At 41.1% G+C, this 23,549-nt stretch carries 20 protein-coding genes and 1 other annotated feature (1 of these 21 running past the window's edge); of the genes, 18 read left to right on the top strand and 2 right to left on the bottom strand.

The genetic code is table 11. The features are described from left to right. Window positions 1-142, top strand: a binding site (T-box leader); it begins 75 nt to the left of the window's first position. A 118-nt stretch (window positions 143-260) separates the two neighbouring features. The 12 genes from trpX (at window position 261) to SOR_RS10255 (ending at window position 10,776) form a co-directional block, all read left to right on the top strand. Then, a complete protein-coding gene (trpX, locus tag SOR_RS05680; RefSeq protein ID WP_000792185.1) occupies window positions 261-1,256 on the top strand; it encodes a tryptophan ABC transporter substrate-binding protein in 996 nt (331 codons plus the stop codon). A gap of 65 nt (window positions 1,257-1,321) precedes the next feature. Continuing rightward, window positions 1,322-2,188: an ABC transporter permease gene (locus SOR_RS05675; RefSeq protein ID WP_000637259.1), complete on the top strand. Its 867-nt coding sequence runs from the start codon at window positions 1,322-1,324 to the stop codon at window positions 2,186-2,188. Then, on the top strand, window positions 2,185-2,943 hold the full coding sequence (locus tag SOR_RS05670) for an ABC transporter ATP-binding protein (protein ID WP_000125423.1): 759 nt from the start codon (window positions 2,185-2,187) through the stop codon (window positions 2,941-2,943). The genes SOR_RS05675 and SOR_RS05670 overlap by 4 nt, the downstream gene beginning before the upstream one ends. A 195-nt stretch (window positions 2,944-3,138) precedes the next feature. Then, on the top strand, window positions 3,139-4,899 hold the full coding sequence (dnaG, locus tag SOR_RS05665; RefSeq protein WP_000227886.1) for a DNA primase: 1,761 nt from the start codon (window positions 3,139-3,141) through the stop codon (window positions 4,897-4,899). Between the two features lie 2 nt (window positions 4,900-4,901). Continuing rightward, a complete protein-coding gene (gene rpoD / locus SOR_RS05660; RefSeq protein WP_000201892.1) occupies window positions 4,902-6,011 on the top strand; it encodes an RNA polymerase sigma factor RpoD in 1,110 nt (369 codons plus the stop codon). Between the two features lie 14 nt (window positions 6,012-6,025). Next, complete coding sequence (locus SOR_RS05655) at window positions 6,026-6,355, top strand: metal-sulfur cluster assembly factor (RefSeq protein ID WP_000331930.1); 330 nt, start codon at window positions 6,026-6,028, stop codon at window positions 6,353-6,355. Between the two features lie 113 nt (window positions 6,356-6,468). Next, window positions 6,469-7,512: a glycosyltransferase family 4 protein gene (locus tag SOR_RS05650; protein WP_041170859.1), complete on the top strand. Its 1,044-nt coding sequence runs from the start codon at window positions 6,469-6,471 to the stop codon at window positions 7,510-7,512. Window positions 7,513-7,520: 8 nt separating this feature from the next. Beyond that, window positions 7,521-8,837, top strand: a complete 1,317-nt coding sequence (locus SOR_RS05645; protein WP_001219451.1) for a glycosyltransferase family 4 protein — start codon at window positions 7,521-7,523, stop codon at window positions 8,835-8,837. Between the two features lie 27 nt (window positions 8,838-8,864). Continuing rightward, window positions 8,865-9,056 carry a PspC domain-containing protein gene (locus SOR_RS05640; RefSeq protein WP_001074501.1) on the top strand — a complete coding sequence of 64 codons (192 nt, stop codon included), beginning with the start codon at window positions 8,865-8,867 and terminating at the stop codon, window positions 9,054-9,056. Between the two features lie 30 nt (window positions 9,057-9,086). After that, window positions 9,087-9,221, top strand: a complete 135-nt coding sequence (locus tag SOR_RS05635) for a DUF4044 domain-containing protein (protein WP_000863856.1) — start codon at window positions 9,087-9,089, stop codon at window positions 9,219-9,221. A 70-nt stretch (window positions 9,222-9,291) separates the two neighbouring features. After that, window positions 9,292-10,602, top strand: a complete 1,311-nt coding sequence (gene obgE, locus SOR_RS05630) for a GTPase ObgE (protein ID WP_000061636.1) — start codon at window positions 9,292-9,294, stop codon at window positions 10,600-10,602. Between the two features lie 9 nt (window positions 10,603-10,611). Continuing rightward, a complete protein-coding gene (locus tag SOR_RS10255; protein WP_000502577.1) occupies window positions 10,612-10,776 on the top strand; it encodes a hypothetical protein in 165 nt (54 codons plus the stop codon). Between the two features lie 34 nt (window positions 10,777-10,810). Here SOR_RS10255 and SOR_RS05620 read toward each other — a convergent pair whose 3' ends face one another. Both SOR_RS05620 and SOR_RS05615 read right to left on the bottom strand, forming a co-directional pair. Further along, window positions 10,811-11,281, bottom strand: a complete 471-nt coding sequence (locus SOR_RS05620; RefSeq protein ID WP_001043014.1) for an arginine repressor — start codon at window positions 11,279-11,281, stop codon at window positions 10,811-10,813. A 524-nt stretch (window positions 11,282-11,805) separates the two neighbouring features. Further along, complete coding sequence (locus tag SOR_RS05615; RefSeq protein ID WP_001212023.1) at window positions 11,806-14,088, bottom strand: Xaa-Pro dipeptidyl-peptidase; 2,283 nt, start codon at window positions 14,086-14,088, stop codon at window positions 11,806-11,808. A 437-nt stretch (window positions 14,089-14,525) separates the two neighbouring features. Here SOR_RS05615 and SOR_RS05610 point away from each other — a divergent pair, with 437 nt between their 5' ends. The 6 genes from SOR_RS05610 to spxR all read left to right on the top strand — a co-directional run bounded on the left by SOR_RS05610 (window position 14,526) and on the right by spxR (window position 23,545). Then, the gene (locus SOR_RS05610) at window positions 14,526-17,627 is read left to right on the top strand and encodes a DNA polymerase III subunit alpha (protein WP_000561566.1); all 3,102 of its coding nucleotides are present in this window, start codon (window positions 14,526-14,528) and stop codon (window positions 17,625-17,627) included. Window positions 17,628-17,708: 81 nt separating this feature from the next. Continuing rightward, entirely contained in the window at window positions 17,709-18,716 is a 1,008-nt protein-coding gene (pfkA, locus tag SOR_RS05605) for a 6-phosphofructokinase (protein ID WP_000820877.1), read from the top strand. Window positions 18,717-18,782: 66 nt separating this feature from the next. Next, entirely contained in the window at window positions 18,783-20,288 is a 1,506-nt protein-coding gene (gene pyk, locus SOR_RS05600; RefSeq protein ID WP_001042832.1) for a pyruvate kinase, read from the top strand. A 160-nt stretch (window positions 20,289-20,448) separates the two neighbouring features. Beyond that, window positions 20,449-21,708, top strand: coding sequence for a UDP-N-acetylglucosamine 1-carboxyvinyltransferase (locus SOR_RS05595; RefSeq protein ID WP_001227110.1), 1,260 nt, complete (start codon window positions 20,449-20,451; stop codon window positions 21,706-21,708). Window positions 21,709-21,723: 15 nt separating this feature from the next. Next, entirely contained in the window at window positions 21,724-22,275 is a 552-nt protein-coding gene (locus SOR_RS05590; protein WP_001028755.1) for a GNAT family N-acetyltransferase, read from the top strand. After that, window positions 22,268-23,545 (top strand): CBS-HotDog domain-containing transcription factor SpxR, encoded by a 1,278-nt coding sequence (gene spxR / locus SOR_RS05585; protein WP_000033809.1) that lies wholly within the window; start codon window positions 22,268-22,270, stop codon window positions 23,543-23,545. The genes SOR_RS05590 and spxR overlap by 8 nt, the downstream gene beginning before the upstream one ends. Window positions 23,546-23,549: the final 4 nt, after the last annotated feature.

Raw genomic sequence — 23,549 nt, 5'->3', positions numbered from 1 at the left:
GAAAATTGGGCTGAATGTACTTAAGAATTTGAAATCATAAAAATTCGGTGAGCACACCTTACAGTGCAACTCGTGAATGCGAGAAAGAGCGATAGGGATAGTCCCTATAATTGAGGTGGCACCGCGCATCGACGTCCTCACACAAGTTTTTTGTGTGGGGACTTTTTCTATTAGGAGGAAAGATATTGGAATTTAAACGATGGCATCGCTTGATGATGTAATTTAAAAAGTTAAGGTAAAAGAATTAAGGAGAAAGAAAAATGAAAAATAAACGTTTGATTGGAATTGTCGCTGGATTAGCAGTATTGGTGGTGGCTAGCTTGATTTATTCATCAATGAACAAGCCAGCAACTAAGGAAGAGCAAAAGGTCGCTAAGGTTGGTGTCCTTCAATTTGTTAGTCACCCATCCTTGGACTTGATTTACCAAGGGATTCAAGATGGACTAGCTGAAGAAGGCTATAAGGACGATCAAGTAAAAATCGACTTTATGAACTCTGAAGGTGATCAGAGCAAGGTTGCAACCATGAGTAAACAATTGGTAGCAAATGGAAACGATGTTGTTGTTGGGATTGCAACACCAGCAGCTCAAGGGCTCGCAAGTGCTACAAAAGACCTACCAGTTATCATGGCTGCTATTACAGACCCAATCGGTGCTAACTTGGTCAAAGATTTGAAAAAACCAGGTGGCAACATCACAGGGGTATCAGACCACAACCCTGCTGAACAACAAGTAGAGTTGATAAAAACTCTCACACCAAATGTCAAAACAATCGGCGCTCTTTACTCAAGTAGCGAAGATAACTCAAAAACACAGGTAGAAGAATTCAAGGCTTATGCTGAAAAAGCAGGTTTGACAGTCGAAACATTTGCTGTTCCATCAACAAATGAAATTGCTTCAACAGTCAATGTTATGACCAGCAAGGTCGATGCGATTTGGGTTCCAATTGACAACACTATTGCATCCGCATTTTCAACAGTTGTTTCAAGCAACCAAACAGCTAAAAAGCCAATCTATCCAAGTGCCACTGCCATGGTAGAAGCAGGTGGACTAGCATCTGTAGTAGTTGACCAACACGATCTTGGTGTGGCTACTGGTAAAATGATTGCTAAAGTTTTGAAGGGTGAAAAACCAGCTGATACGCCAGTTAATGTCTTTTCAACTGGTAAGTCAGTGATTAATAAAAAACTAGCGCAGGAACTTGGTATCACCATTCCTGAGTCCGTTCTAAATGAAGCAGGACAAGTGATTGAATAAAGATAAAGGAGGAGCTGGACACATCTCCTCCCATTTTTACTAAAGAAAGAAATGAGTGAAAGATTATGATAGTATCCATTATTTCTCAGGGGATGGTCTGGGCGATTTTAGGTTTGGGAATCTTTATGACTTTTCGAATTTTGAATTTCCCTGATATGACTACTGAAGGTTCTTTTCCTCTTGGGGGAGCAGTAGCTGTAACCTTGATAACACAGGGAGTCAACCCAGTTTTAGCAACCCTAGCTGCAGTAGGTGCGGGCTGTCTAGCTGGAATGGCGACAGGTCTCTTATATACCAAAGGAAAAATCCCAACTCTCTTATCAGGGATTTTGGTCATGACTTCCTGCCATTCCATCATGCTCATGATTATGGGACGTGCGAACTTGGGGCTTCTTGGGACCAAGCAAATTCAAGATGCCTTGCCTTTTGATTCGGATCTCAATCAACTCCTGACTGGATTAATCTTTGTAGCTCTTGTAATTGGTCTCATGCTCTTTTTCCTTGATACCAAACTAGGTCAGGCCTACATCGCTACTGGTGATAATCCTGATATGGCTCGTAGCTTTGGTATCAATACGGGTCGTATGGAACTCATGGGTTTGGTTCTCTCAAATGGGATTATCGCGCTTGCAGGGGCATTAATTGCTCAACAAGAAGGATATGCAGACGTTTCTCGAGGAATTGGAGTGATTGTCGTAGGGCTTGCTAGCTTGATTATTGGTGAGGTATTGTTCAAGAGTTTGACCCTGGCAGAGCGACTCATGACCATTGTCGTGGGGTCTATTGCTTATCAGTTTCTCGTCTGGGGAGTGATTGCTCTTGGATTTAATACAAGTTATCTTCGTTTATACAGCGCCTTGATTTTGGCAGTTTGTCTCATGATTCCAACCTTCAAAAGCAAATACCTGAAAGGAGTCAAGTTTAGCAAATGACAGCAATTGTAGAATTAAAAAATGCTACCAAAGTCATCACGAATGGCTTTGATGAGGAAAAAATCATTCTGAATGATGTTTCTCTTGAAATTTTCGAACATGATTTCATTACCATCCTAGGGGGAAATGGAGCTGGGAAGTCAACGCTTTTTAACACGATTGCAGGTACCTTACCTTTAACAAGTGGAAGTATCCGTATCATGGGCGAGGACGTGACGCATTTTTCACCTGAAAAGCGGGCTAAGTATTTGTCTCGTGTCTTTCAGGATCCTAAGATGGGTACGGCTCCCCGTATGACGGTGGCGGAAAATCTCTTGATTGCCAAGTTCCGTGGTGAGAAGAGAGGGCTTCTTCCTAGAAGATTATCAAGTCATAGAGAAGAGTTTCAGGCTACCATTGAAAAGGTTGGAAATGGTCTTGAAAAACATCTGGACACTCCGATTGAATTTCTATCAGGTGGTCAACGTCAGGCCTTGAGTCTCTTGATGGCAACCTTAAAGCGACCAGAGTTGCTCTTGTTGGATGAACACACAGCAGCCCTCGACCCCAAGACCAGTGTTGCCTTGATGGAGTTAACAGATGAATTTGTCACAAAAGATAAGCTGACTGCCCTCATGATTACCCACCATATGGAGGATGCGTTGAAGTATGGAAATCGTTTGATTGTCATGAAAGAAGGTCGTATCATCCAGGACCTCAACAAAGAAGAAAAAGCTAAGATGAAGATTTCAGACTACTATCAATTATTTGAATAGATGAGTTAAATTATCATCAAAAATAGTGAAGAAAAACTTAGAAGCATGGAAGTGTTTCTGAGTTTTTTATCTCCTCTTTCTATCTAGAAAAATAAGGCAAAGAGAATTACGGAAAGCGTATGAAATGGTTTACTTTTTTTCAGAAATAAGCTATACTAGTTTACGTGAAACTATGATAAGATGGAGGTATTGTGTATGGTTGACAAGCAAGTCATTGAAGAAATCAAAAACAATGCCAACATTGTGGAAGTCATAGGTGATGTGATTTCTTTACAGAAGGCTGGACGGAACTATTTAGGGCTCTGTCCTTTTCATGGTGAAAAGACCCCCTCTTTCAACGTTGTGGAAGACAAGCAGTTTTATCATTGCTTCGGCTGTGGTCGTTCAGGAGATGTCTTTAAGTTCATCGAAGAATACCAAGGCGTGTCCTTCATGGAAGCCGTTCAGCTCTTAGGAGAGCGCGTCGGTATTCAACTAGCCATGCCTGTCCAGTCTCGTTCTCAACAGGCTTCGCCTCATCAAGCTTTATATGACATGCATGAAGAAGCTGCCCGTTTTTATCATGCCATCCTCATGACGACAAAGATGGGAGAAGAAGCAAGGGCTTATCTCTACAAACGAGGATTGACAGACGATGTTCTGAAGCACTTCCAGATTGGACTAGCTCCAGCAGAGAGAACTTATCTCTATCAACGTTTGGCTGACAAGTTTGAGGAAAAGGATTTATTGGATTCGGGCTTGTTTTATCTGTCAGATGGTAATCAATTTTATGATACTTTTTTTGGACGGATCATCTTTCCTTTGACCAATGACAAGGGACAGGTTATTGCATTTTCAGGTCGTATCTGGCAAGAAACAGATAGTCAGACTGCCAAATATAAAAATAGTCGCTCGACTGCAATTTTTAACAAGAGTTACGAATTGTATCATTTGGACAAGGCAAAAAAGGGAACAGGTAAGATTACAGAGCTCTATCTGATGGAAGGCTTCATGGATGTGATAGCAGCCTACCGTGCTGGTATAGAAAATGCTGTAGCTTCCATGGGAACAGCCTTAAGCAAGGAGCATGTTGACCACCTTAAACGCTTTACCAAAAAAATTGTTCTCAGCTATGATGGTGACAAGGCAGGGCAGGCAGCAACAGCCAAGGCTCTAGAGGAATTAAAAGACTTCTCAGTGGAGGTTGTTCGAGTACCTGATGCCATGGACCCAGATGAGTATTTGCAAAAGAATTCTGCTGAAGACCTGGCTTACCTTTTAACCAAGACTCGTATCAGTCCTATAGAGTTCTATATTCACCAGCTAAAGCCTGAAAATAGTGATAACTTGCAGGCGCAAATTGAGTTCATTGAAAAGATTGCTCCCCTAATCGCCAAAGAAAAGTCTATCACTGCCCAGAATTCTTATATCCACATTCTGGCGGATAATCTACCTTCTTTTGATTACCAGCAGGTGGAACAGATAGTAAATGAAAGTCGCATTGTTCAGAGGCAGGAAAGAGTTAAAGAGGAGCAACCTCCAGCAGCGATTAGTTTACCTGTAACGCGCCAACTGACAGCAGTCATGAGAGCAGAGGCTCATCTCCTCTATAGGATGGCTGAGAACCCAGTTGTTTTGAATGACTATCGATTAAGAGAAGATTTTTTCTTTGATACCCCAGAATTTCAGATTCTTTACGAATTATTAAGTGAGCAGGGAGAAATCGCCTCAGAGGAGCTTTCTCATCAGACACCTGAAGTTGAAAATGCTTGGTACCACGTGCTTAGCTTGGATTTGCCAGTTGAGATGTCGCCCCAAGAGCTAGCGGAAGTCGAAGCGACTCGAAACCGTGCCCTCCTCAGCAAGGACAACTTAAGAATTAAAAAGAAAGTGCAGGAAGCTAGTCATGTAGGAGATACAGACACAGCCTTGGAAGAATTGCAACGATTGATTTCCCAAAAGAGAAGAATGGAGTAATAATGGCAACAAAACAAAAAGAAGTAACCACATTTGATGTGCAAGTAGCAGACTTTATCCGTAACCACAAAAAAACAGGAACAGCAACAGATGACGAAATCAATTCAAGTCTGGTTATTCCTTTTACCCTCGATGCAGACGGCATTGAAGACCTTTTGCAACGGATTCAGGATGCTGGAATTTCTATCACAGACAACGAAGGAAATCCAAGCGCGCGTGTGCTTAGTGCAGAAGAAGAGCCAGAACTCAGTGATGAGGACTTGATTGGCTCAACTTCTGCCAAGGTCAATGACCCAGTCCGTATGTATTTGAAGGAAATCGGGGTCGTTCCTCTCTTGACCAACGAAGAGGAAAAAGAATTGGCCCTAGCAGTTGAGGCTGGTGATATCGAAGCCAAACAACGTCTTGCAGAAGCCAACCTTCGTTTGGTGGTTTCTATCGCTAAGCGCTACGTAGGGCGTGGCATGCAATTTCTGGATTTGATCCAAGAAGGAAACATGGGCTTGATGAAGGCTGTTGACAAGTTTGACTATTCAAAAGGATTTAAGTTTTCTACGTACGCAACTTGGTGGATTCGTCAGGCGATTACCCGTGCCATCGCTGACCAGGCACGTACTATTCGTATCCCTGTCCACATGGTAGAAACCATTAACAAGCTTGTCCGTGAACAGCGGAATCTCCTTCAAGAATTGGGGCAAGATCCAACTCCTGAACAAATTGCTGAGCGTATGGATATGACACCTGACAAGGTCCGTGAAATCCTAAAGATTGCCCAAGAACCAGTATCACTTGAAACACCGATCGGTGAAGAGGACGATAGTCATCTTGGGGACTTTATCGAAGACGAAGTGATTGAAAATCCAGTAGACTACACAACTCGTATCGTTTTGCGTGAGCAGTTGGATGAGGTTTTGGATACTCTTACAGACCGTGAAGAAAACGTTCTGCGCCTTCGTTTCGGGCTAGATGATGGGAAAATGCGTACTCTTGAAGATGTTGGTAAAGTCTTTAACGTGACTCGTGAGCGTATCCGTCAGATTGAGGCTAAGGCTTTGAGAAAATTGCGTCAACCAAGTCGCAGTAAACCCCTTCGTGATTTTATTGAAGACTAAGAGTGAGGAATAACATGGCTTATACAGAAGAGCAAATCGAAACGATCAAAACACGCATTTTAAATGCTTTGGAAGAAGTCATCGACCCTGAGTTGGGGATTGATATTGTCAACCTAGGTTTAATTTATGAAATTCGTTTTGATGGTGAAACAGGTCACACTGAAATTGATATGACCTTGACAACTATGGGCTGCCCACTGGCTGACCTTTTGACAGACCAGATACACGATGCGATGACAGATGTGCCTGAGGTAACCAATACCGAAGTTAAATTGGTCTGGTATCCAGCTTGGACGGTTGAAAAAATGAGTCGATATGCACGTATCGCTCTAGGAATTAAATAAAGACTAAGAAAAATGCGAGAGACGATTGGAAAAAGGATAAAATTATCCTATTTTCCAATCGTCTCTTCTTTCTTTTGCTGATTTTCTGGAAATAAAATGGTATAATGAAAGGTATGGAAAACGAAAAATTGCGTATTAATATGCTAAGCTCAAGTGAAAAAGTAGCTGGTCAAGGAGTGTCAGGAGCTTATCGAGAATTGGTTAGTCTCCTTCACCGCGATGCCAAAGACCAGTTGATTGTTACAGAGAATCTTCCTGTAGAGGCAGATGTAACTCATTTTCACACCATTGATTTCCCCTATTATTTATCTACTTTCCAAAAGAAACGCTCTGGGAGAAAAATTGGCTATGTGCATTTTTTGCCTGATACGCTTGAGGGGAGTTTGAAGATCCCATTTTTCCTAAAAGGAATTGTCAAACGCTATGTTTTTTCCTTTTACAACCGAATGGAACACTTGGTGGTGGTCAATCCCATGTTTATCGAGGATTTGGTGGCTGCTGGTATTCCGCGTGAAAAAGTAACTTATATTCCAAACTTTGTAAACAAAGAAAAATGGCATCCATTACCAGCTGAACAGGTTGCACAACTCCGGAAGGAAATGGATCTTGCGGAAGATCAGTTTGTCGTAATCGGTGCGGGTCAGGTTCAGAAACGTAAAGGAATTGATGATTTTATCCGTCTTGCTGAGGAATTGCCAGAAATTACCTTTATCTGGGCAGGTGGTTTTTCATTTGGTGGGATGACAGATGGTTATGAACGCTACAAGAAGATAATGGACAATCCACCCAAAAATCTTATTTTCCCTGGAATTGTGTCACCGGAACGGATGCGGGAGCTTTACGCTATGGCGGATCTATTCTTGCTACCAAGTTACAATGAATTATTCCCTATGACTATCTTAGAGGCCGCTAGTTGCGAGGCTCCTATTATGTTAAGAGATTTGGATCTGTATAAGGTTATTCTTGATGGGAATTATCGTGCTACAAGTGATGTTTCCGAGATGAGAGAAGCAATCCTAGAATACAAGAATGACCCTAAAGCTTTAAAGGACTTGAAAGAAAAAGCTCGCGAGATCTCCAAAGAGTACTCTGAGGAGCATTTGTTGGAAATCTGGTTAAAATTTTATCGAGAACAGGCTGCTTTGGGCAAAAAGTGAGGTAATTTATGCGAATTGGTTTATTTACAGATACCTATTTCCCTCAGGTTTCCGGGGTTGCGACTAGTATTCGAACCTTGAAGACAGAGCTTGAGAAGCAAGGACATGCAGTTTTTATCTTTACAACAACAGATAAAGATGTGAACCGATACGAAGATTGGCAAATTATCCGAATTCCGAGTGTTCCCTTCTTTGCATTTAAGGATCGACGTTTTGCTTATCGTGGCTTTACAAAAGCGCTTGAAATTGCTAAACAGTATCAGCTAGATATCATTCATACCCAGACAGAATTTTCACTTGGTTTGTTAGGGATTTGGATTGCGAGAGAATTGAAAATTCCTGTTATTCATACCTACCACACCCAGTACGAAGATTATGTGCATTACATTGCGAAGGGTATGCTGATTCGTCCGAGTATGGTAAAATATTTGGTGCGTGGCTTCCTTCATGATGTAGATGGCGTGATTTGCCCTAGTGAGATTGTTCGGGACCTTTTATCTAAATACAAAGTCAAGGTTGAAAAGCGTGTTATTCCAACTGGTATTGAGTTAGCAAAATTTGAACGACCTGAGATTAAAGAAGAGAATTTAGCTGCACTTCGATTTAAACTTGGGATTAAAAAAGACGAGAAAATGTTACTAAGTCTTTCTCGGATCTCCTATGAGAAGAATATCCAAGCGGTGCTGGTCGCCTTTGAGCAGGTTTTGAAAGAAGAAGACAAGGTGAAACTGGTTGTTGCTGGTGACGGTCCTTATTTGGACAGTCTGAAAGAAGAAGCAATCAAATTGCAAATTCAAAATCAGGTGATTTTTACTGGTATGATCGCCCCAAGTGAAACAGCCTTGTATTATAAGGCGGCAGATTTCTTTATCTCTGCATCCACTAGTGAAACCCAAGGGTTGACTTATCTAGAGAGTCTAGCTAGTGGAACGCCTGTCATCGCTCATGGAAATCCTTATCTGGATAATCTGATCAATGACAAGATGTTTGGAACCCTCTACTATGGAGAAAAGGACCTTGCAGGTGCCATCTTGGAGGCTTTGATTGCCACTCCAGATATGGATGAGCAAAAGTTGGCTGACAAGTTATATGAGATTTCTGCTGAGAATTTTGGGAAACGAGTTCACGAGTTTTACCTTGATGCCATTATTTCAAATAATTTTGAACAAGAATTGCTCGATGGAGAACCTATGAGTCAACGTTTTCTAAAAACCATTTTATATCTACCTCAACAAGCAGTCAGCGCCCCGGTAAAAGAATCTAAACGCATTCTGAAGGCGTCAAAAAAACAGTTGTCCAGTATGCGAGACTACTGGAAAGATTGACAATAAGTAAAAAAGGAGGAATAAACGATGGCAAAAAAATTTATGAGAAGTGGGAAAGACCAGAAAATTGGAGGCGTTTGCGCCGGTGTTGCCAACTATTTTGATATTGATCCGACGATTGTCCGAGTGATTTGGGGAGTTCTAGCCTTTTGTTATGGAGCAGGGGTTCTTGCTTACTTGATTTTGTGGGCAATTGCACCTGTTTCTACAGAATATTAAATTAAAATTATAGAGTGAAAAGGAGAAACTATGGCTTTTGGAGATAATGGTAACCGTAAAAAAACATTGTTTGAAAAGGTGACACTTGTTATCGTGCTCATCATGTTGTTTGTAACCCTTGCTGGTATCTTTGCAACTGCGCTTGGAGCTTTTAGCAGATTCTAAGCAAGTTGTTTAGACAGAAACAATAACTAATGACTGGGATTTCCCAGCCTTTTTAAAGTGAGAAGAAAATATGAGTATGTTTTTAGATACAGCCAAGATTAAGGTCAAGGCTGGTAATGGTGGCGATGGCATGGTTGCCTTTCGCCGTGAAAAATATGTCCCTAATGGCGGTCCTTGGGGTGGTGATGGTGGACGTGGAGGTAACGTTGTTTTCGTGGTAGACGAAGGCTTGCGTACCTTGATGGATTTCCGCTATAACCGTCATTTCAAGGCTGACTCTGGTGAAAAAGGGATGACCAAAGGAATGCACGGTCGTGGTGCAGAAGATCTTCGTGTTCGCGTACCACAAGGAACTACTGTTCGTGATGCGGAAACAGGTAAAGTCATTACAGACTTGATTGAACATGGTCAAGAATTTATCGTGGCTCATGGCGGTCGAGGTGGTCGTGGAAATATCCGTTTTGCCACGCCAAAAAATCCTGCACCTGAAATCTCTGAGAATGGAGAACCAGGTCAAGAACGTGAGTTGCAACTGGAATTAAAAATTTTGGCGGATGTCGGCTTAGTCGGTTTCCCATCTGTTGGAAAGTCAACTTTGCTTAGTGTCATCACTTCAGCTAAACCTAAAATCGGTGCTTACCACTTTACGACGATTGTCCCTAATTTGGGTATGGTTCGTACGCAGTCAGGTGAATCTTTTGCAGTAGCAGATCTTCCAGGTTTGATTGAGGGAGCTAGTCAAGGTGTTGGTCTTGGAACTCAGTTTCTCCGTCATATCGAACGCACTCGAGTTATCCTTCATATCATCGATATGTCGGCTAGCGAAGGACGTGATCCTTATGAGGACTACCTTGCTATCAATAAGGAATTAGAATCCTACAACCTTCGTCTGATGGAGCGTCCGCAGATCATCGTGGCTAACAAGATGGATATGCCTGAAAGTCAAGAAAATCTTAAAACTTTCAAGGAAAAATTGGCAGCAAACTACGACGAGTTCGAGGAACTTCCAGCCATCTTCCCTATTTCTGGTCTGACCAAGCAAGGGTTGGCGACTCTTTTGGATGCTACAGCCGAGTTGTTAGACAAGACTCCAGAATTCCCGATTTATGATGAATCCGATATGGAAGAAGAGGCTTACTATGGCTTTGACGAGGAAGAAAAAGCCTTTGAGATTAGTCGTGATGATGATGCGACATGGGTACTTTCTGGTGAAAAACTCATGAAACTCTTTAATATGACCAACTTTGACCGTGACGAATCAGTCATGAAGTTTGCCCGTCAGCTTCGTGGTATGGGGGTTGACGAAGCCCTTCGTGCGCGTGGAGCCAAAGATGGTGATTTGGTTCGCATCGGTAAATTTGAGTTTGAATTTGTAGACTAGGAGATTGATATGGGAGATAAACCGATATCATTCCGAGATGCAGATGGAAATTTTGTTTCTGCAGCAGATGTGTGGAATGAAAAGAAACTAGAAGAATTGTTTAATCGTCTCAATCCTAAACGCGCTCTTCGATTGGCACGTACAAAGAAAGAAGAAACACAGTTAAAGAAATAAAAAATTCCCGTGATTTTTAATCACGGGATTTGTTTTATTCACTAAAGAAAAATGGTGGTGCATATTTTTTGAGACTTTCAAAACAAGCTTGCGCTTTTGTAGCATCTTCACAGATAATCATGCAGACATCGTCTCCACAAAGGGTTGCAACGATATCTGGAAAGGCCAAGGAATCAATTACAGATCCAAAAGATTGGGCTAAACCGGGTAAAGTTTTCAAAATAACTTGGTGTTGCACAGGACGCAACATAACAAGAGCATCTTCCATATAATTTTCAAGACGTTTTTCCCACTTGGAGATAGATCCTGTATTTAGCACATAATAAGAATGATCCTCTTCGCGCACTTTTGAAAGGTTCATGGTTTTGATATCGCGTGATAAGGTAGCCTGAGTAACTTGGATATCATTTTCCGCTAATAAGGCTTGTAATTCAGCTTGAGTATGGATTTTGTTTTTTGAAACGAGGGCGCGGATAAGTTGGTGTCTGTGTTCTGATTTGTTCATAAAGTAAGTACTCCTTTTACAAGGTACAGTAGCGTGGACTGAACGAAAACGTCAGTCAGGTGGTAGGCGGTATTGTCACGTATGATGATGTCAAAGTCAGTAGGATAAAGAACTAGACGGAGAGAATCTCCTTCTTTTAACTTGTCACTATTTTCGCGCAGATAAACTGGGTAGCAATCGGTTTATCTACATTGATGTTCTTTAATGACAGTGAATCATTCAATTTGGGTAGCTTTTTGTCACGGCTTGTTGTGAATTTACTATAAATGTTAATTCACAAAGATTTTTCAACATGTGGTCTAGTAGCGTTTATGATAAATGGTGACACATGTTGGTTAGGGGTGTTAGGATCTTTTTTCCAAGTTCTGTCTAGGGGCATTTAAAATGCTTTTAGATGAACTGGATTTGATACGAAGTTTATGTTTGATTCGACTGTTCAAGTGGAAAACTTTGGTTATAGGAAGTTCAATGGTCAAATTCATTGACTTTTCCTTTGAATACTTCCGTATTGAAAGTCTGGTACATTATACCTTTTGACAAGGTAGGATAAGACTAGACTGTGCTAAATCAACAGTCAACTGATAGTCTGTATTATCTCGAATTGTAATCTCAAAGTCTGTTGTGTAGAGAACCAAACGGAGAGTATCTCCTTTTTTAAGTTTGTAGATAGTTGGTTGAAGCTCTAGCTTGAAGTCCATCCATTCATTTGGTTGGATTTCTTCAATCGTCAAGAGATTGGTTCGATTTTGAAGATTAAGGTAGCCTTTGGTGATGACACGTTGGGCACTTGGGTTGAATGGTAGTTCACAGAGATTTTCTAACATGTGGTAACGGCCATTATCAATGGTTCTAGCACTTAAAACAGCTGGATAAGGCTGTAGATATTTCTTTTGTCCAAGTTCTAACAGTTGGGCTGATAATAAGCCCTTGTTCGTACTCGATTTGACACGAAGTTTTAGCTCTACTCGCCCATTTAAGTGAATGTCTTGACTTACTAGAAGGTCAATGGTGATCTGATTAGCTTTTCCTTGGTAAAGTTCGGTGTTGAAGGTCTGGTAAGTCTTGCCATAACGTTCAAAATCTTTTTGATCATACTGGTTTTGAATCACTTTTTCTTCAGTTCCAAGAGAGAAGGTATGCAGTTCATCCTGTTTGCCAAAGTTATCAAGACCTTGCCATCTTTGCGGTGCGATATTGTCCTGCCAGATGACAGTCGGAAGTTGATAGCTTGAGTCAAGTCCTAGCAATTTCTTACTTAACAAGGCATTCATGGACTCGCGGAAGTCGATCGACTGCCAGTTGTTCATATAAACATGGGCACCATGATGGAAAAAGAGGTGCTTATTGATATGGCTAGGAAGGGCATGAAACATCTGGTAAACATGAAGAGGTTTGACGTTCCAATCCTGGGAACCATGCGTAAAGACGACATCAACTTGAACCTTGTGAGCATTGAGCAGATAGTTGCGGTCATGCCAAAACTGATTGTAGTCACCAGTCTTGCGATCGAGTTTCTCTTTAACCTTCTCTAAATCTGCCTGATGAGCTTCATTGCCACGAATATAGTCACCGGCTTGGAGGTTGCGAGAGTAGGTCAGTTCAGCAAGTGAGTCAAAATCCTCACCTGGATAGCCACCTGGGCTAGTCACCAGACCATTTTCCCGATAGTAGTTGTACCAAGAGGAAATACCTGCTTCAGCGATGATGACTTCTAAGCCATCAACACCAGTGGTGGCGAGACCATTGGACATGGTACCTAGATAGGAAATACCTGTTGTTGCGACTTTCCCGTTTGACCAGTCAGCTTTGACTTGGCGTTTGCGCGTGTGGTCCGTGAAAGCACGGCAACGACCATTGATCCAGTCAATGACATTTTTATAAGCTTCAATCTGCTGGTAGTCACCATTGGTCATGAGCCCTTGGGAATCCTTGGTACCAACACCTGATACATAGAGATTGGCAAATCCACGTGGAAGGAAGTAGTCATTTAGAGTGTATGAGCTATTGATATGAGATAGCTTTTCTTCAGCTTCAGTGACGACTTCTGCTTGACCATGAGATTTGACTAAATTCAGCTTAGGTTCCTCAAGTTCAATGGTGTGGGGCGGTTTGACCTCAAGCTCTCCTTCCATTTTGTAGAGAGCCTTGTCACTGGCTTTGTCGTTGGTCCCTTGGTGATAAGGGCTGGCAGTCATGACTGAAGGAATCTGTCCATCATAACGAGGACGAATAATGCTGACCTTGACTAAATCAGGGAGTCCGTCTTTATCAGTATCCACACGGCTCTCGACATAGACGACTTCACGAATGACTTCATGACTAGAGAAAGTTGCCAAGCTTTTGCCGTTAAAGTAGTGATAGTGATTATCTTCTGAAATGAGTCCATCACTAACAAGCTGATCGATGAGCGTGTTTCCTTTTTTCGTTCGCGTATTGAGTAACTGATAAAGATTTTCAATGAGATCTCCATAAACAATAGGAAAATCAGTTTCTTTACGGAACTGTTCGGCATCCTCAAAGTCAATAAGATAGCTATATCCTAAAAGTTGAAAAGCTGCTGTGTAGAAAATCTCCTCAGTTAACTCACGGTCTGACTGGAAAAAGGTTACTAAATCTGTTTCTTTATCCGCGGCCAATGTGGACAAGGCATAATCCGTGTTAGAATAAGTGAAAAAACTCCAACGAATGAAGTCTTCAAACTGTCTTTTTAAGGACAGTTGGGGTGACAGCTTTAGACCAAGATTTTCTAATTCCTCAAATCGTTGAGAACTAGTGGTTGGTTGATAGCTGAATTGATTAAAACGCATGTTTCTCTCCTTTGAAAACAAACTGGATTTATTATATCAAAAAAGAGGGAAAAATGGAATAAATAAACTTAAATGAAATAAATTTCTTAAACCAGCATATCAATTTGGTAAGTTATTATAAAATGCTGAATAAATACCATAGAAGTAAGCCTTTTTCTAGAGATTTTTATATGTAAAACTGCATATAGCTCCTATCTTTGTTATACTTCGTTTGGTATAAATATATCTAAATTTACATTTAAAACTATCATATGATATTAATTTTTTATTTCTTTCCTCTGAGAAATGAAGAATTTAACAGTAAGAAAATAAGAAGAGAAGAAGAGAAGAAGTTTGTTACTGATGATATTGAAAAGAAAGAGCAGAGTAGCTTCAATATCCAACTTAAAACTTAAAATGGTATAATAGTAGTAAAACGAAAGCAAGGAGGAGAAGAAATGATTGCACAGCTCGACACCAAGACTGTTTATAGTTTTATGGAAAGTGTGGTTTCGATTGAAAAATATGTACAAACAGCTAAAGTGTATGGCTATTCTCACCTTGCTATCATGGATGTGGATAATCTCTATGGGGCTTATCATTTTTTAGAAGTGACTCGAAAATATGGAATCCAACCTTTAATTGGTCTTGAAATGTCCTTGATCAAAGATGAAAAGAATATTTCTTTCCGTTTTCTAGCTCTATCCACTAAAGGGTATCAAGAGTTGATGAAGTTATCCACTTTAAAAATGACTGGACGGAAAAATTGGTCTGACTTTACCAGTCACCTTGAGGATGTTGCTGTTATTGTTCCTTATTTTGATGGAATCGATCAGCTGGATTTGGGTCATGATTATTTTATTGGGGTTAGTCCCGATACTCACCAAGAAGTCTTTACCAAACCCATTCTTCCACTGTATCAGGTCAACTCCTTTGCCAAAGAAGACCTACAGGTTTTACAAATCTTGTCGGCGGTCAAGGATAATGTCAGTATGAGAGAAGTGGATCTGCATTCACAGCAAGGGAACTTTCTACCAGCCTCAGACTTAGAAGCACGGTTTAAAAATCGCTTTCCTCAGGCACTTGCCAATCTTCAAGATTTGATAGAGAATGTTAGCTACCAACTTGATCCAAGTTTAAAACTCCCTCGCTTTAACCCTGAAAGACCAGCGGTGGAAGAGCTTCGAGCAAGAGCTGAGAAAGGCTTGAGTGACAAGGGGCTAACCTCAGCTATCTATCGTGAGCGACTGAATGAGGAATTAGCTGTGATTCATGATATGGGATTTGACGACTATTTTCTTGTAGTTTGGGATTTGCTCCGTTTTGGACGTTCCCAAGGCTACTATATGGGAATGGGGCGTGGGTCTGCTGTTGGTAGTTTGGTCGCCTACTCACTTGACATCACAGGGATTGATCCGGTTGAGAAGAACCTGATTTTCGAGCGCTTTTTAAATCGTGAGCGTTACACCATGCCCGATATCGATATCGACATTCCAGACCTTTATAGACCAGAGTTCATTCGCTATGTTCGTGATCGCTATGGCAGTCAACACGTGGCGCAGATTGTCACTTATTCGACCTTTGGAGCAAAACAGGCAATTCGTGATGTTTTCAAACGCTATGGCGTTCCAGAGTATGAATTAACCAATATTACGAAAAAAATCAGTTTCCGAGATACGCTAACGACTGCTTATGAAAAGAACTTGCAATTTAGACAGGTTATCAATAGTAAGATTGAATACCAAAAAGCTTTTGAGATTGCTCGAAAAATTGAAGGGTATCCTCGTCAAACCTCTATCCATGCGGCCGGAGTCGTTATGAGTGACCAAGACTTGACGGACTACATTCCTCTAAAATATGGTGAGGATATGCTCATCACCCAGTATGATGCTCATGGTGTTGAAGCTAATGGCCTTTTAAAAATGGATTTCCTAGGTCTGCGTAATCTAACTTTTGTACAAAAAATGCAGGAATTACTGGCTGAGTCAGAAGGTGTTCATCTAAAAATCGAAGAGATTGATTTGGAAGACAAAGAAACCTTGGCCCTTTTTGCTTCTGGAAATACCAAGGGGATTTTCCAATTTGAACAACCTGGCGCCATCCGACTCTTGAAACGAGTTCAGCCGCAAGTCTTTGAAGAGGTAGTAGCAACGACATCCCTCAATAGACCAGGTGCTAGTGATTATATTGATAATTTTGTGGCTCGTAAGCATGGCAAAGAAAAGGTGACGGTGCTGGATCCTGTCTTGGAAGACATCCTGTCATCAACCTACGGTATTATGCTCTATCAAGAGCAAGTCATGCAGGTAGCTCAGCGCTTTGGAGGCTTCAGCCTTGGTAAAGCCGATATTCTCAGACGAGCCATGGGTAAGAAAAATGCTAAAGAGATGCATTTGATGAAGGAAGATTTTATCACTGGTGCAGTCAAACTCGGTCATTTGGAAGAAAAAGCCAATCAAGTATTTGCCGTGATGGAAAAGTTTGCAGGCTATGGGTTTAATAGATCCCACGCCTATGCCTACTCAGCACTGGCATTCCAACTTGCTTATTTTAAAACTCATTATCCTGCTATTTTCTTTCAAGTCATGTTGAATTATTCAAGCAGTGATTATATTGTAGATGCTCTGCAGATGGGATTTGATGTAGCGCCTTTAGCCATCAACAGCATTCCCTATCATGATAAAATTGCTAAGAAGAAAATCTATCTTGGTCTAAAAGCCATTAAGGGAATGCCAAGAGATTTGTCTTACTGGATTATTGAAAATCGTCCTTTCTCAAGCATTGAAGATTTTGTCACACGTCTTCCCAAGAATTACAAGAAATTGTCGCTTTTGACGCCTTTGGTTGAACTAGGACTTTTTGATGAATTTGACAAGAATCGCCAGAAAATCTTAGTGAACCTACCAAACTTATTTGTCTTTGTTGAGGAGTTAGGTGGACTCTTTGCGGATACAAATTATAGTTGGACTGAAGCTGATGATTTTACTGAGGCAGAGAAATTTTACAAAGAGCAGGAACTGATTGGGGTAGGTATCAGTCCCCATCCTCTCCAAACTCTTGCCAAACAAGCCCTATATCCGACCACTCCAATCACTAATCTAACCGAGGGAGCTCAAGCCACTCTCCTAGTTGAAGTGCAAAAGATTAAAGTGATTCGAACCAAGAAAGGCGAGAGTATGGCTTTTCTACAGGTTCATGATAGTAAGTCTCGGATGGATGTAACTGTATTTTCAGACCAATATAGAAAATTTGCTTCCAATTTATCCGAAGGTAAATTTTACTACATCAATGGCAAAGTTCAATCTCGAGATGGTCGTCTGCAAATGATTGCACAAGATTTGAAAGAAGCAGTGGCGGAACGATTCTGGATTCAAGTTAAAAATCATGAAAATGATAAAGAGATTTCAAATATCCTAGAACAATACAAAGGCCCAATCCCTGTCATTATCAGGTATGAAGAGGAACAAAAAACAGTTGTTTCTACTCAATATTTTGTAAGAAAAGATTCTGCTCTAGAGGAAAAATTAGAGGGAATTGCTATGAAAACGATTTATCGCTAAAAATACGGAAAATAGAAGAATTTTCGATTTAAATGTGGTATAATCAGTAAGAATGTTAAAAGAAAAAGGAGCATAAACCAAATGAAACGTATTGCTGTTTTGACCAGTGGTGGAGACGCCCCTGGTATGAATGCTGCCATCCGTGCGGTAGTTCGCCAAGCAATCTCAGAAGGAATGGAAGTTTTTGGTATCTATGATGGATACGCAGGTATGGTTGCCGGTGAAATTTATCCGCTTGATGCTGCTTCAGTAGGAGACATCATTTCTCGTGGTGGTACTTTCCTTCATTCTGCTCGTTACCCTGAGTTTGCACAACTTGAAGGCCAACTTAAAGGGATTGAGCAATTGAAAAAACACGGTATCGAAGGAGTCGTAGTTATCGGTGGTGATGGTTCTTATCATGGAGCTATGCGCTTGACTGAGCATGGATTCCCTGCTATTGGACTTCCAGGTACAATCGATAACGATATCGTAGGTACTGACTTTACAATCGGATTTGATACTGCAGTTACGACTGCAATGGATGCGATTGATAAGATTCGTGACACATCATCAAGTCACCGTCGTACTTTCGTTGTTGAAGTAATGGGGCGTAACGCTGGTGATATCGCTCTTTGGGCAGGTATCGCAACTGGTGCTGACGAAATCATCATCCCTGAAGAAGACTTCAAGATGGAAGATATCGTTGCAAGCATCAAATCTGGTTATGAATGTGGTAAGAAACACAACATCATCGTTTTGGCTGAGGGAGTTATGTCTGCCGATGAGTTTGGTAAGAAACTCAAGGAAGCTGGAGACACTAGTGACCTTCGTGTAACTGAACTTGGACACATCCAACGTGGTGGATCACCAACTGCTCGTGACCGTGTATTGGCATCACGCATGGGTGCACACGCTGTTAAACTCCTTAAACAAGGAATCGGTGGTGTCGCTGTCGGTATTCGTAACGAGAAAATGGTTGAGAATCCAATTCTTGGAACAGCAGAAGAAGGAGCTTTGTTTAGCTTAACAGCTGATGGTAAGATCGTTGTTAACAACCCTCATAAAGCTGATCTTGAACTTTCTGATTTGAACAAGAGCTTGTCCTAATCAACTTTCATTAATTTGGTAACATGACCTTAAAAGGTCGAATTATATAAAGGAGTCACAAAAATCATGAACAAACGTGTAAAAATCGTTGCAACTTTAGGTCCTGCGGTTGAAATCCGTGGTGGTAAAAAATTCGGTGAAGACGGATACTGGGGTGAAAAACTTGACGTTGAAGCTTCAGCTCAAAATATTGCTAAATTGATTGAAGCAGGAGCAAACACTTTCCGTTTCAACTTCTCACACGGTGACCACCAAGAACAAGGTGAGCGTATGGCAACTGTTAAACTTGCTGAAAAACTTGCAGGTAAAAAAGTTGGTTTCCTTCTTGATACTAAAGGACCTGAAATCCGTACTGAATTGTTCGAAGGTGAAGCTAAAGAGTATTCATACAAAACTGGTGAAAAAATCCGTGTTGCAACTAAACAAGGAATCAAATCAACTCGTGAAGTGATTGCTTTGAACGTTGCTGGTGCTCTTGACATCTATGATGACGTTGAAGTTGGTCGCCAAGTATTGGTTGACGATGGTAAATTGGGTCTTCGCGTTGTAGAAAAAGACGATGCAACTCGTGAATTTGTAGTTGAAGTGGAAAATGACGGTGTTATCGCTAAACAAAAAGGTGTAAACATCCCTAACACTAAAATTCCTTTCCCAGCTCTTGCTGAACGTGATAACGATGATATCCGCTTTGGTCTTGAACAAGGTATTAACTTCATCGCGATTTCATTCGTACGTACTGCAAAAGACGTTAACGAAGTTCGTGCAATCTGTGAAGAAACTGGTAACGGTCACGTTCAATTGTTCGCTAAAATCGAAAACCAACAAGGTATTGACAACTTGGATGAAATCATTGAAGCTGCTGACGGTATCATGATCGCCCGTGGTGACATGGGTATTGAAGTACCATTCGAAATGGTTCCAGTTTACCAAAAAATGATTATCACTAAAGTGAACGCAGCAGGTAAAGTTGTTATCACAGCAACAAACATGCTTGAAACAATGACTGAAAAACCACGTGCAACTCGTTCAGAAGTATCAGACGTATTCAACGCTGTTATCGACGGAACTGACGCAACAATGCTTTCAGGTGAGTCTGCAAACGGTAAATACCCACTTGAATCAGTAACAACAATGGCTACGATTGACAAGAATGCACAAACTCTTCTTAATGAATACGGTCGTTTGTCATCAGTTAACTTGGCGCGTAATTCTAAGACTGAAGTTATGGCATCAGCTGTTAAAGATGCAACTAACTCAATGAATATCAAGTTGGTAGTTACCCTTACTAAAACTGGTCACACAGCTCGCTTGATTTCTAAATACCGTCCAAATGCTGATATCTTGGCTATCACTTTCGATGAATTGACTGAACGTGGATTGATGTTGAACTGGGGTGTTATTCCAGTAACAACTGAACGTCCTTCAAATACTGACGATATGTTTGATCTTGCTGAAAAGATCGCAGTTGAACAAGGCTTGGTTGAATCTGGTGATGATATCGTTATCGTTGCAGGTGTGCCACTTGGAGAAGCTGTTCGTACAAACACAATGCGTATCCGTACAGTACGTTAATCTAACATTAAAACCTATCATTTCAGGCTGAAAAGCTTGAGTGATAGGTCTTTTTTTATCAAAATGAGATGGTATTTAGTAAATAGGAATGGGAAAAAACTGAAAATTATGGTATAATAGAACGAAAAGACCTTTTTAGTAAATTTTGAAAGAGTAAAACATGAGAAAAATTGTCATCAATGGTGGACGTCCATTGCAAGGTGAGATCACCATTAGTGGTGCTAAAAATAGTGTTGTAGCGCTTATTCCAGCTATTATCTTATCAGATGATATTGTCACTTTAGATTGCGTTCCAGATATTTCAGACGTTGCTAGTCTTGTCGAAATCATGGAGATTATGGGGGCGACTGTTAAGCGTTATGAGGATGTCTTGGAGATTGATCCAAGAGGTGTTCAAAACATTCCTATGCCTTATGGCAAGATTAATAGCTTGCGTGCTTCTTATTATTTCTACGGAAGTCTTTTAGGTCGCTTTGGTGAAGCTACAGTTGGACTTCCTGGTGGATGTGATCTGGGACCTCGTCCGATTGATCTTCACTTAAAAGCCTTTGAAGCCATGGGTGCTAAGGTCAGCTATGAGGGAGATAATATGAATTTATCTGCCCAAGGTAAGGGGCTTCATGGCGCAAGTATTTACATGGATACCGTTAGCGTTGGAGCAACGATTAACACCATGATTGCTGCGGTTAAAGCTAAGGGACGTACTGTCATTGAAAATGCGGCCCGTGAACCAGAAATCATCGATGTTGCTACCCTTTTGAACAACATGGGAGCACACATTCGTGGTGCAGGGACTGATATTATCATTATTGATGGTGTTGAGAAACTTCATGGGACTCGTCACCAAGTCATTCCGGACCGTATTGAAGCTGGAACTTATATTTCACTTGCTGCTGCGGTTGGTAAAGGAATTCGTATTAACAACGTTCTCTATGAACACTTAGAAGGCTTTATCGCAAAACTAGAGGAAATGGGCGTTCGTATGACGGTCTCTGAGGATAGTATCTTCGTTGAAGAGCAGTCAGACTTAAAGGCAATAAATATTAAAACCGCTCCTTATCCTGGTTTTGCAACTGATTTGCAACAGCCTATCACGCCACTTTTACTAACTGCGCAAGGTCGTGGAACCATTATTGATACGATTTATGAGAAACGTGTTAATCATGTCTTTGAGTTAGCAAAAATGGATGCGGATATTACGACTACAAACGATCACATTATTTACAACGGTGGTCGTAACTTACACGGGGCAAGTGTAAAAGCTACAGACTTGCGAGCTGGTGCTGCACTTGTCATCGCCGGCTTGATGGCTCAAGGCCAGACTGAAATTACAAATATTGAGTTTATCCTTCGTGGCTACTCAGATATTATTGAAAAATTGCGTAGTCTTGGAGCGGATATTACACTCGTTGAAGACTAAGCCGTTGAGGTGATTATGAATATTTGGACCAAATTAGCAATGTTTTCTTTTTTTGAAACGGAGCGCTTGTATTTGCGTCCTTTCTTTTTTAGTGACAGTTATGCGTTTTTCGAGATTGCTTCAAACCCTGAGAATTTACAGTTTATTTTTCCAAGTCAAGCAAGTTTGGAAGAAAGTCAGTACGCACTTGCTAACTATTTTATGAAGAACCCTCTAGGGGTTTGGGCAATTTGTCTCCAAGGAAATCAGGAAATGATTGGCTCCATTAAATTTGAAAAGATTGATGAAATCAAAAAAGAAGCAGAAATTGGTTACTTCTTAAAAAAGGATTCTTGGGCACAAGGTTTTATGACAGAAGTGGTTACCAAGCTATGTCAGCTTTCATTTGAAGAATTTGGTTTAAAACAATTATCCATCATCACTCATTTGGAAAATCAAGCTAGTCAAAAAGTAGCCTTAAAATCGGGCTTTAGCCTCGTCCGACAGTTTAAGGGGAGCGATCGCTATACACGAAAAATGAGGGACTATCTTGAATTTCGATACATAAAAGGAGAATTCAATGAGTAAACACCAGGAAATTTTGTCCTATCTGGAAGAGTTGCCAATTGGGAAGAGAGTTAGTGTTCGCAGTATTTCCAATCACCTAGGTGTTAGTGACGGAACAGCCTACCGAGCTATCAAAGAAGCTGAAAATCGGGGAATTGTTGAGACTCGCCCCCGCAGTGGAACCATACGAGTCAAGTCCCAGAAAGTGGCTATTGAGAGGCTAACCTATGCTGAAATTGCTGAAGTCACCTCCTCTGAAGTTTTAGCTGGTCAAGAAGGGCTTGAGAGAGAGTTTAGTAAATTCTCCATTGGGGCTATGACAGAGCAAAATATCCTGTCCTATCTCCATGATGGCGGTCTTTTGATCGTCGGAGACCGTACTCGCATTCAACTTTTAGCCTTGGAAAATGAAAATGCAGTCCTTGTAACAGGTGGTTTTCATGTCCAAGACGATGTTCTTGAGTTGGCTAATAAAAAAGGGATTCCAGTTCTGAGGAGTAAACATGACACTTTTACAGTAGCGACCATGATTAACAAAGCCCTCTCAAATGTTCAAATCAAAACCGATATTCTGACAGTCGAAAAGCTCTATCGTCCCAGTCATGAGTATGGTTTTTTGAGAGAGACGGATACAGTCAAAGACTATCTAGACTTGGTCCGTAAGAACAGAAGTAGTCGTTTCCCAGTCATTAATCAGCACCAAGTGGTTGTTGGCGTTGTTACTATGCGTGACGCAGGAGACAAGTCTCCCAGCACGACGATTGACAAGGTGATGACGCGAAGTATCTTCGTAACAGGTTTAGCGACCAATATTGCCAATGTCAGTCAACGAATGATCGCAGAAGACTTTGAGATGGTTCCCGTTGTCAGAAGTAACCAAACCTTGCTCGGTGTCGTAACACGACGAGATGTCATGGAAAAGATGAGTCGTTCCCAAGTTTCTGCTTTGCCGACCTTCTCAGAGCAAATCGGGCAAAAACTCTCTTATCATCATGATGAGGTCGTCATTACTGTTGAGCCCTTCATGCTGGAGAAAAATGGGGTCCTTGCTAATGGAGTCTTGGCTGAAATCCTCAACCATATGACCCAAGACCTCGTTGTCAATAGCGGACGTAATCTCATCATTGAGCAGATGTTGATTTATTTCTTGCAGGCTGTACAGATAGATGATACTCTGCGGATTCAGGCTCGAATTATTCACCACACGAGACGTTCAGCTATTATTGATTATGATATTTATCATGGTCATCAGATTGTTTCAAAAGCAAATGTTACGGTTAAAATTAATTAGAATC

The organism is Streptococcus oralis Uo5, from assembly GCF_000253155.1.
Lineage (GTDB): Bacteria > Bacillota > Bacilli > Lactobacillales > Streptococcaceae > Streptococcus > Streptococcus oralis_L.
The sequence above is the reverse complement of the archived record's forward strand: the minus strand, read 5'-3'. Positions and strand labels throughout refer to the sequence as shown.

What these genes read in the sequence shown, in the direction of transcription:
- SOR_RS05635 (WP_000863856.1), top strand. Translation starts at nt 9,087, where the DNA reads ATGGCTTTTGGAGATAATGGTAACCGTAAAAAAACATTGTTTGAAAAG.
- SOR_RS05650 (WP_041170859.1), top strand. Translation starts at nt 6,469, where the DNA reads ATGGAAAACGAAAAATTGCGTATTAATATGCTAAGCTCAAGTGAAAAA.
- pfkA (WP_000820877.1), top strand. Translation starts at nt 17,709, where the DNA reads ATGAAACGTATTGCTGTTTTGACCAGTGGTGGAGACGCCCCTGGTATG.
- SOR_RS05620 (WP_001043014.1), bottom strand. Translation starts at nt 11,281, where the DNA reads ATGAACAAATCAGAACACAGACACCAACTTATCCGCGCCCTCGTTTCA.
- SOR_RS05645 (WP_001219451.1), top strand. Translation starts at nt 7,521, where the DNA reads ATGCGAATTGGTTTATTTACAGATACCTATTTCCCTCAGGTTTCCGGG.
- SOR_RS05595 (WP_001227110.1), top strand. Translation starts at nt 20,449, where the DNA reads ATGAGAAAAATTGTCATCAATGGTGGACGTCCATTGCAAGGTGAGATC.
- SOR_RS05675 (WP_000637259.1), top strand. Translation starts at nt 1,322, where the DNA reads ATGATAGTATCCATTATTTCTCAGGGGATGGTCTGGGCGATTTTAGGT.
- SOR_RS05590 (WP_001028755.1), top strand. Translation starts at nt 21,724, where the DNA reads ATGAATATTTGGACCAAATTAGCAATGTTTTCTTTTTTTGAAACGGAG.
- obgE (WP_000061636.1), top strand. Translation starts at nt 9,292, where the DNA reads ATGAGTATGTTTTTAGATACAGCCAAGATTAAGGTCAAGGCTGGTAAT.
- rpoD (WP_000201892.1), top strand. Translation starts at nt 4,902, where the DNA reads ATGGCAACAAAACAAAAAGAAGTAACCACATTTGATGTGCAAGTAGCA.
- SOR_RS05640 (WP_001074501.1), top strand. Translation starts at nt 8,865, where the DNA reads ATGGCAAAAAAATTTATGAGAAGTGGGAAAGACCAGAAAATTGGAGGC.
- SOR_RS05610 (WP_000561566.1), top strand. Translation starts at nt 14,526, where the DNA reads ATGATTGCACAGCTCGACACCAAGACTGTTTATAGTTTTATGGAAAGT.
- dnaG (WP_000227886.1), top strand. Translation starts at nt 3,139, where the DNA reads ATGGTTGACAAGCAAGTCATTGAAGAAATCAAAAACAATGCCAACATT.
- spxR (WP_000033809.1), top strand. Translation starts at nt 22,268, where the DNA reads ATGAGTAAACACCAGGAAATTTTGTCCTATCTGGAAGAGTTGCCAATT.
- SOR_RS05670 (WP_000125423.1), top strand. Translation starts at nt 2,185, where the DNA reads ATGACAGCAATTGTAGAATTAAAAAATGCTACCAAAGTCATCACGAAT.
- SOR_RS10255 (WP_000502577.1), top strand. Translation starts at nt 10,612, where the DNA reads ATGGGAGATAAACCGATATCATTCCGAGATGCAGATGGAAATTTTGTT.
- trpX (WP_000792185.1), top strand. Translation starts at nt 261, where the DNA reads ATGAAAAATAAACGTTTGATTGGAATTGTCGCTGGATTAGCAGTATTG.
- SOR_RS05615 (WP_001212023.1), bottom strand. Translation starts at nt 14,088, where the DNA reads ATGCGTTTTAATCAATTCAGCTATCAACCAACCACTAGTTCTCAACGA.
- pyk (WP_001042832.1), top strand. Translation starts at nt 18,783, where the DNA reads ATGAACAAACGTGTAAAAATCGTTGCAACTTTAGGTCCTGCGGTTGAA.
- SOR_RS05655 (WP_000331930.1), top strand. Translation starts at nt 6,026, where the DNA reads ATGGCTTATACAGAAGAGCAAATCGAAACGATCAAAACACGCATTTTA.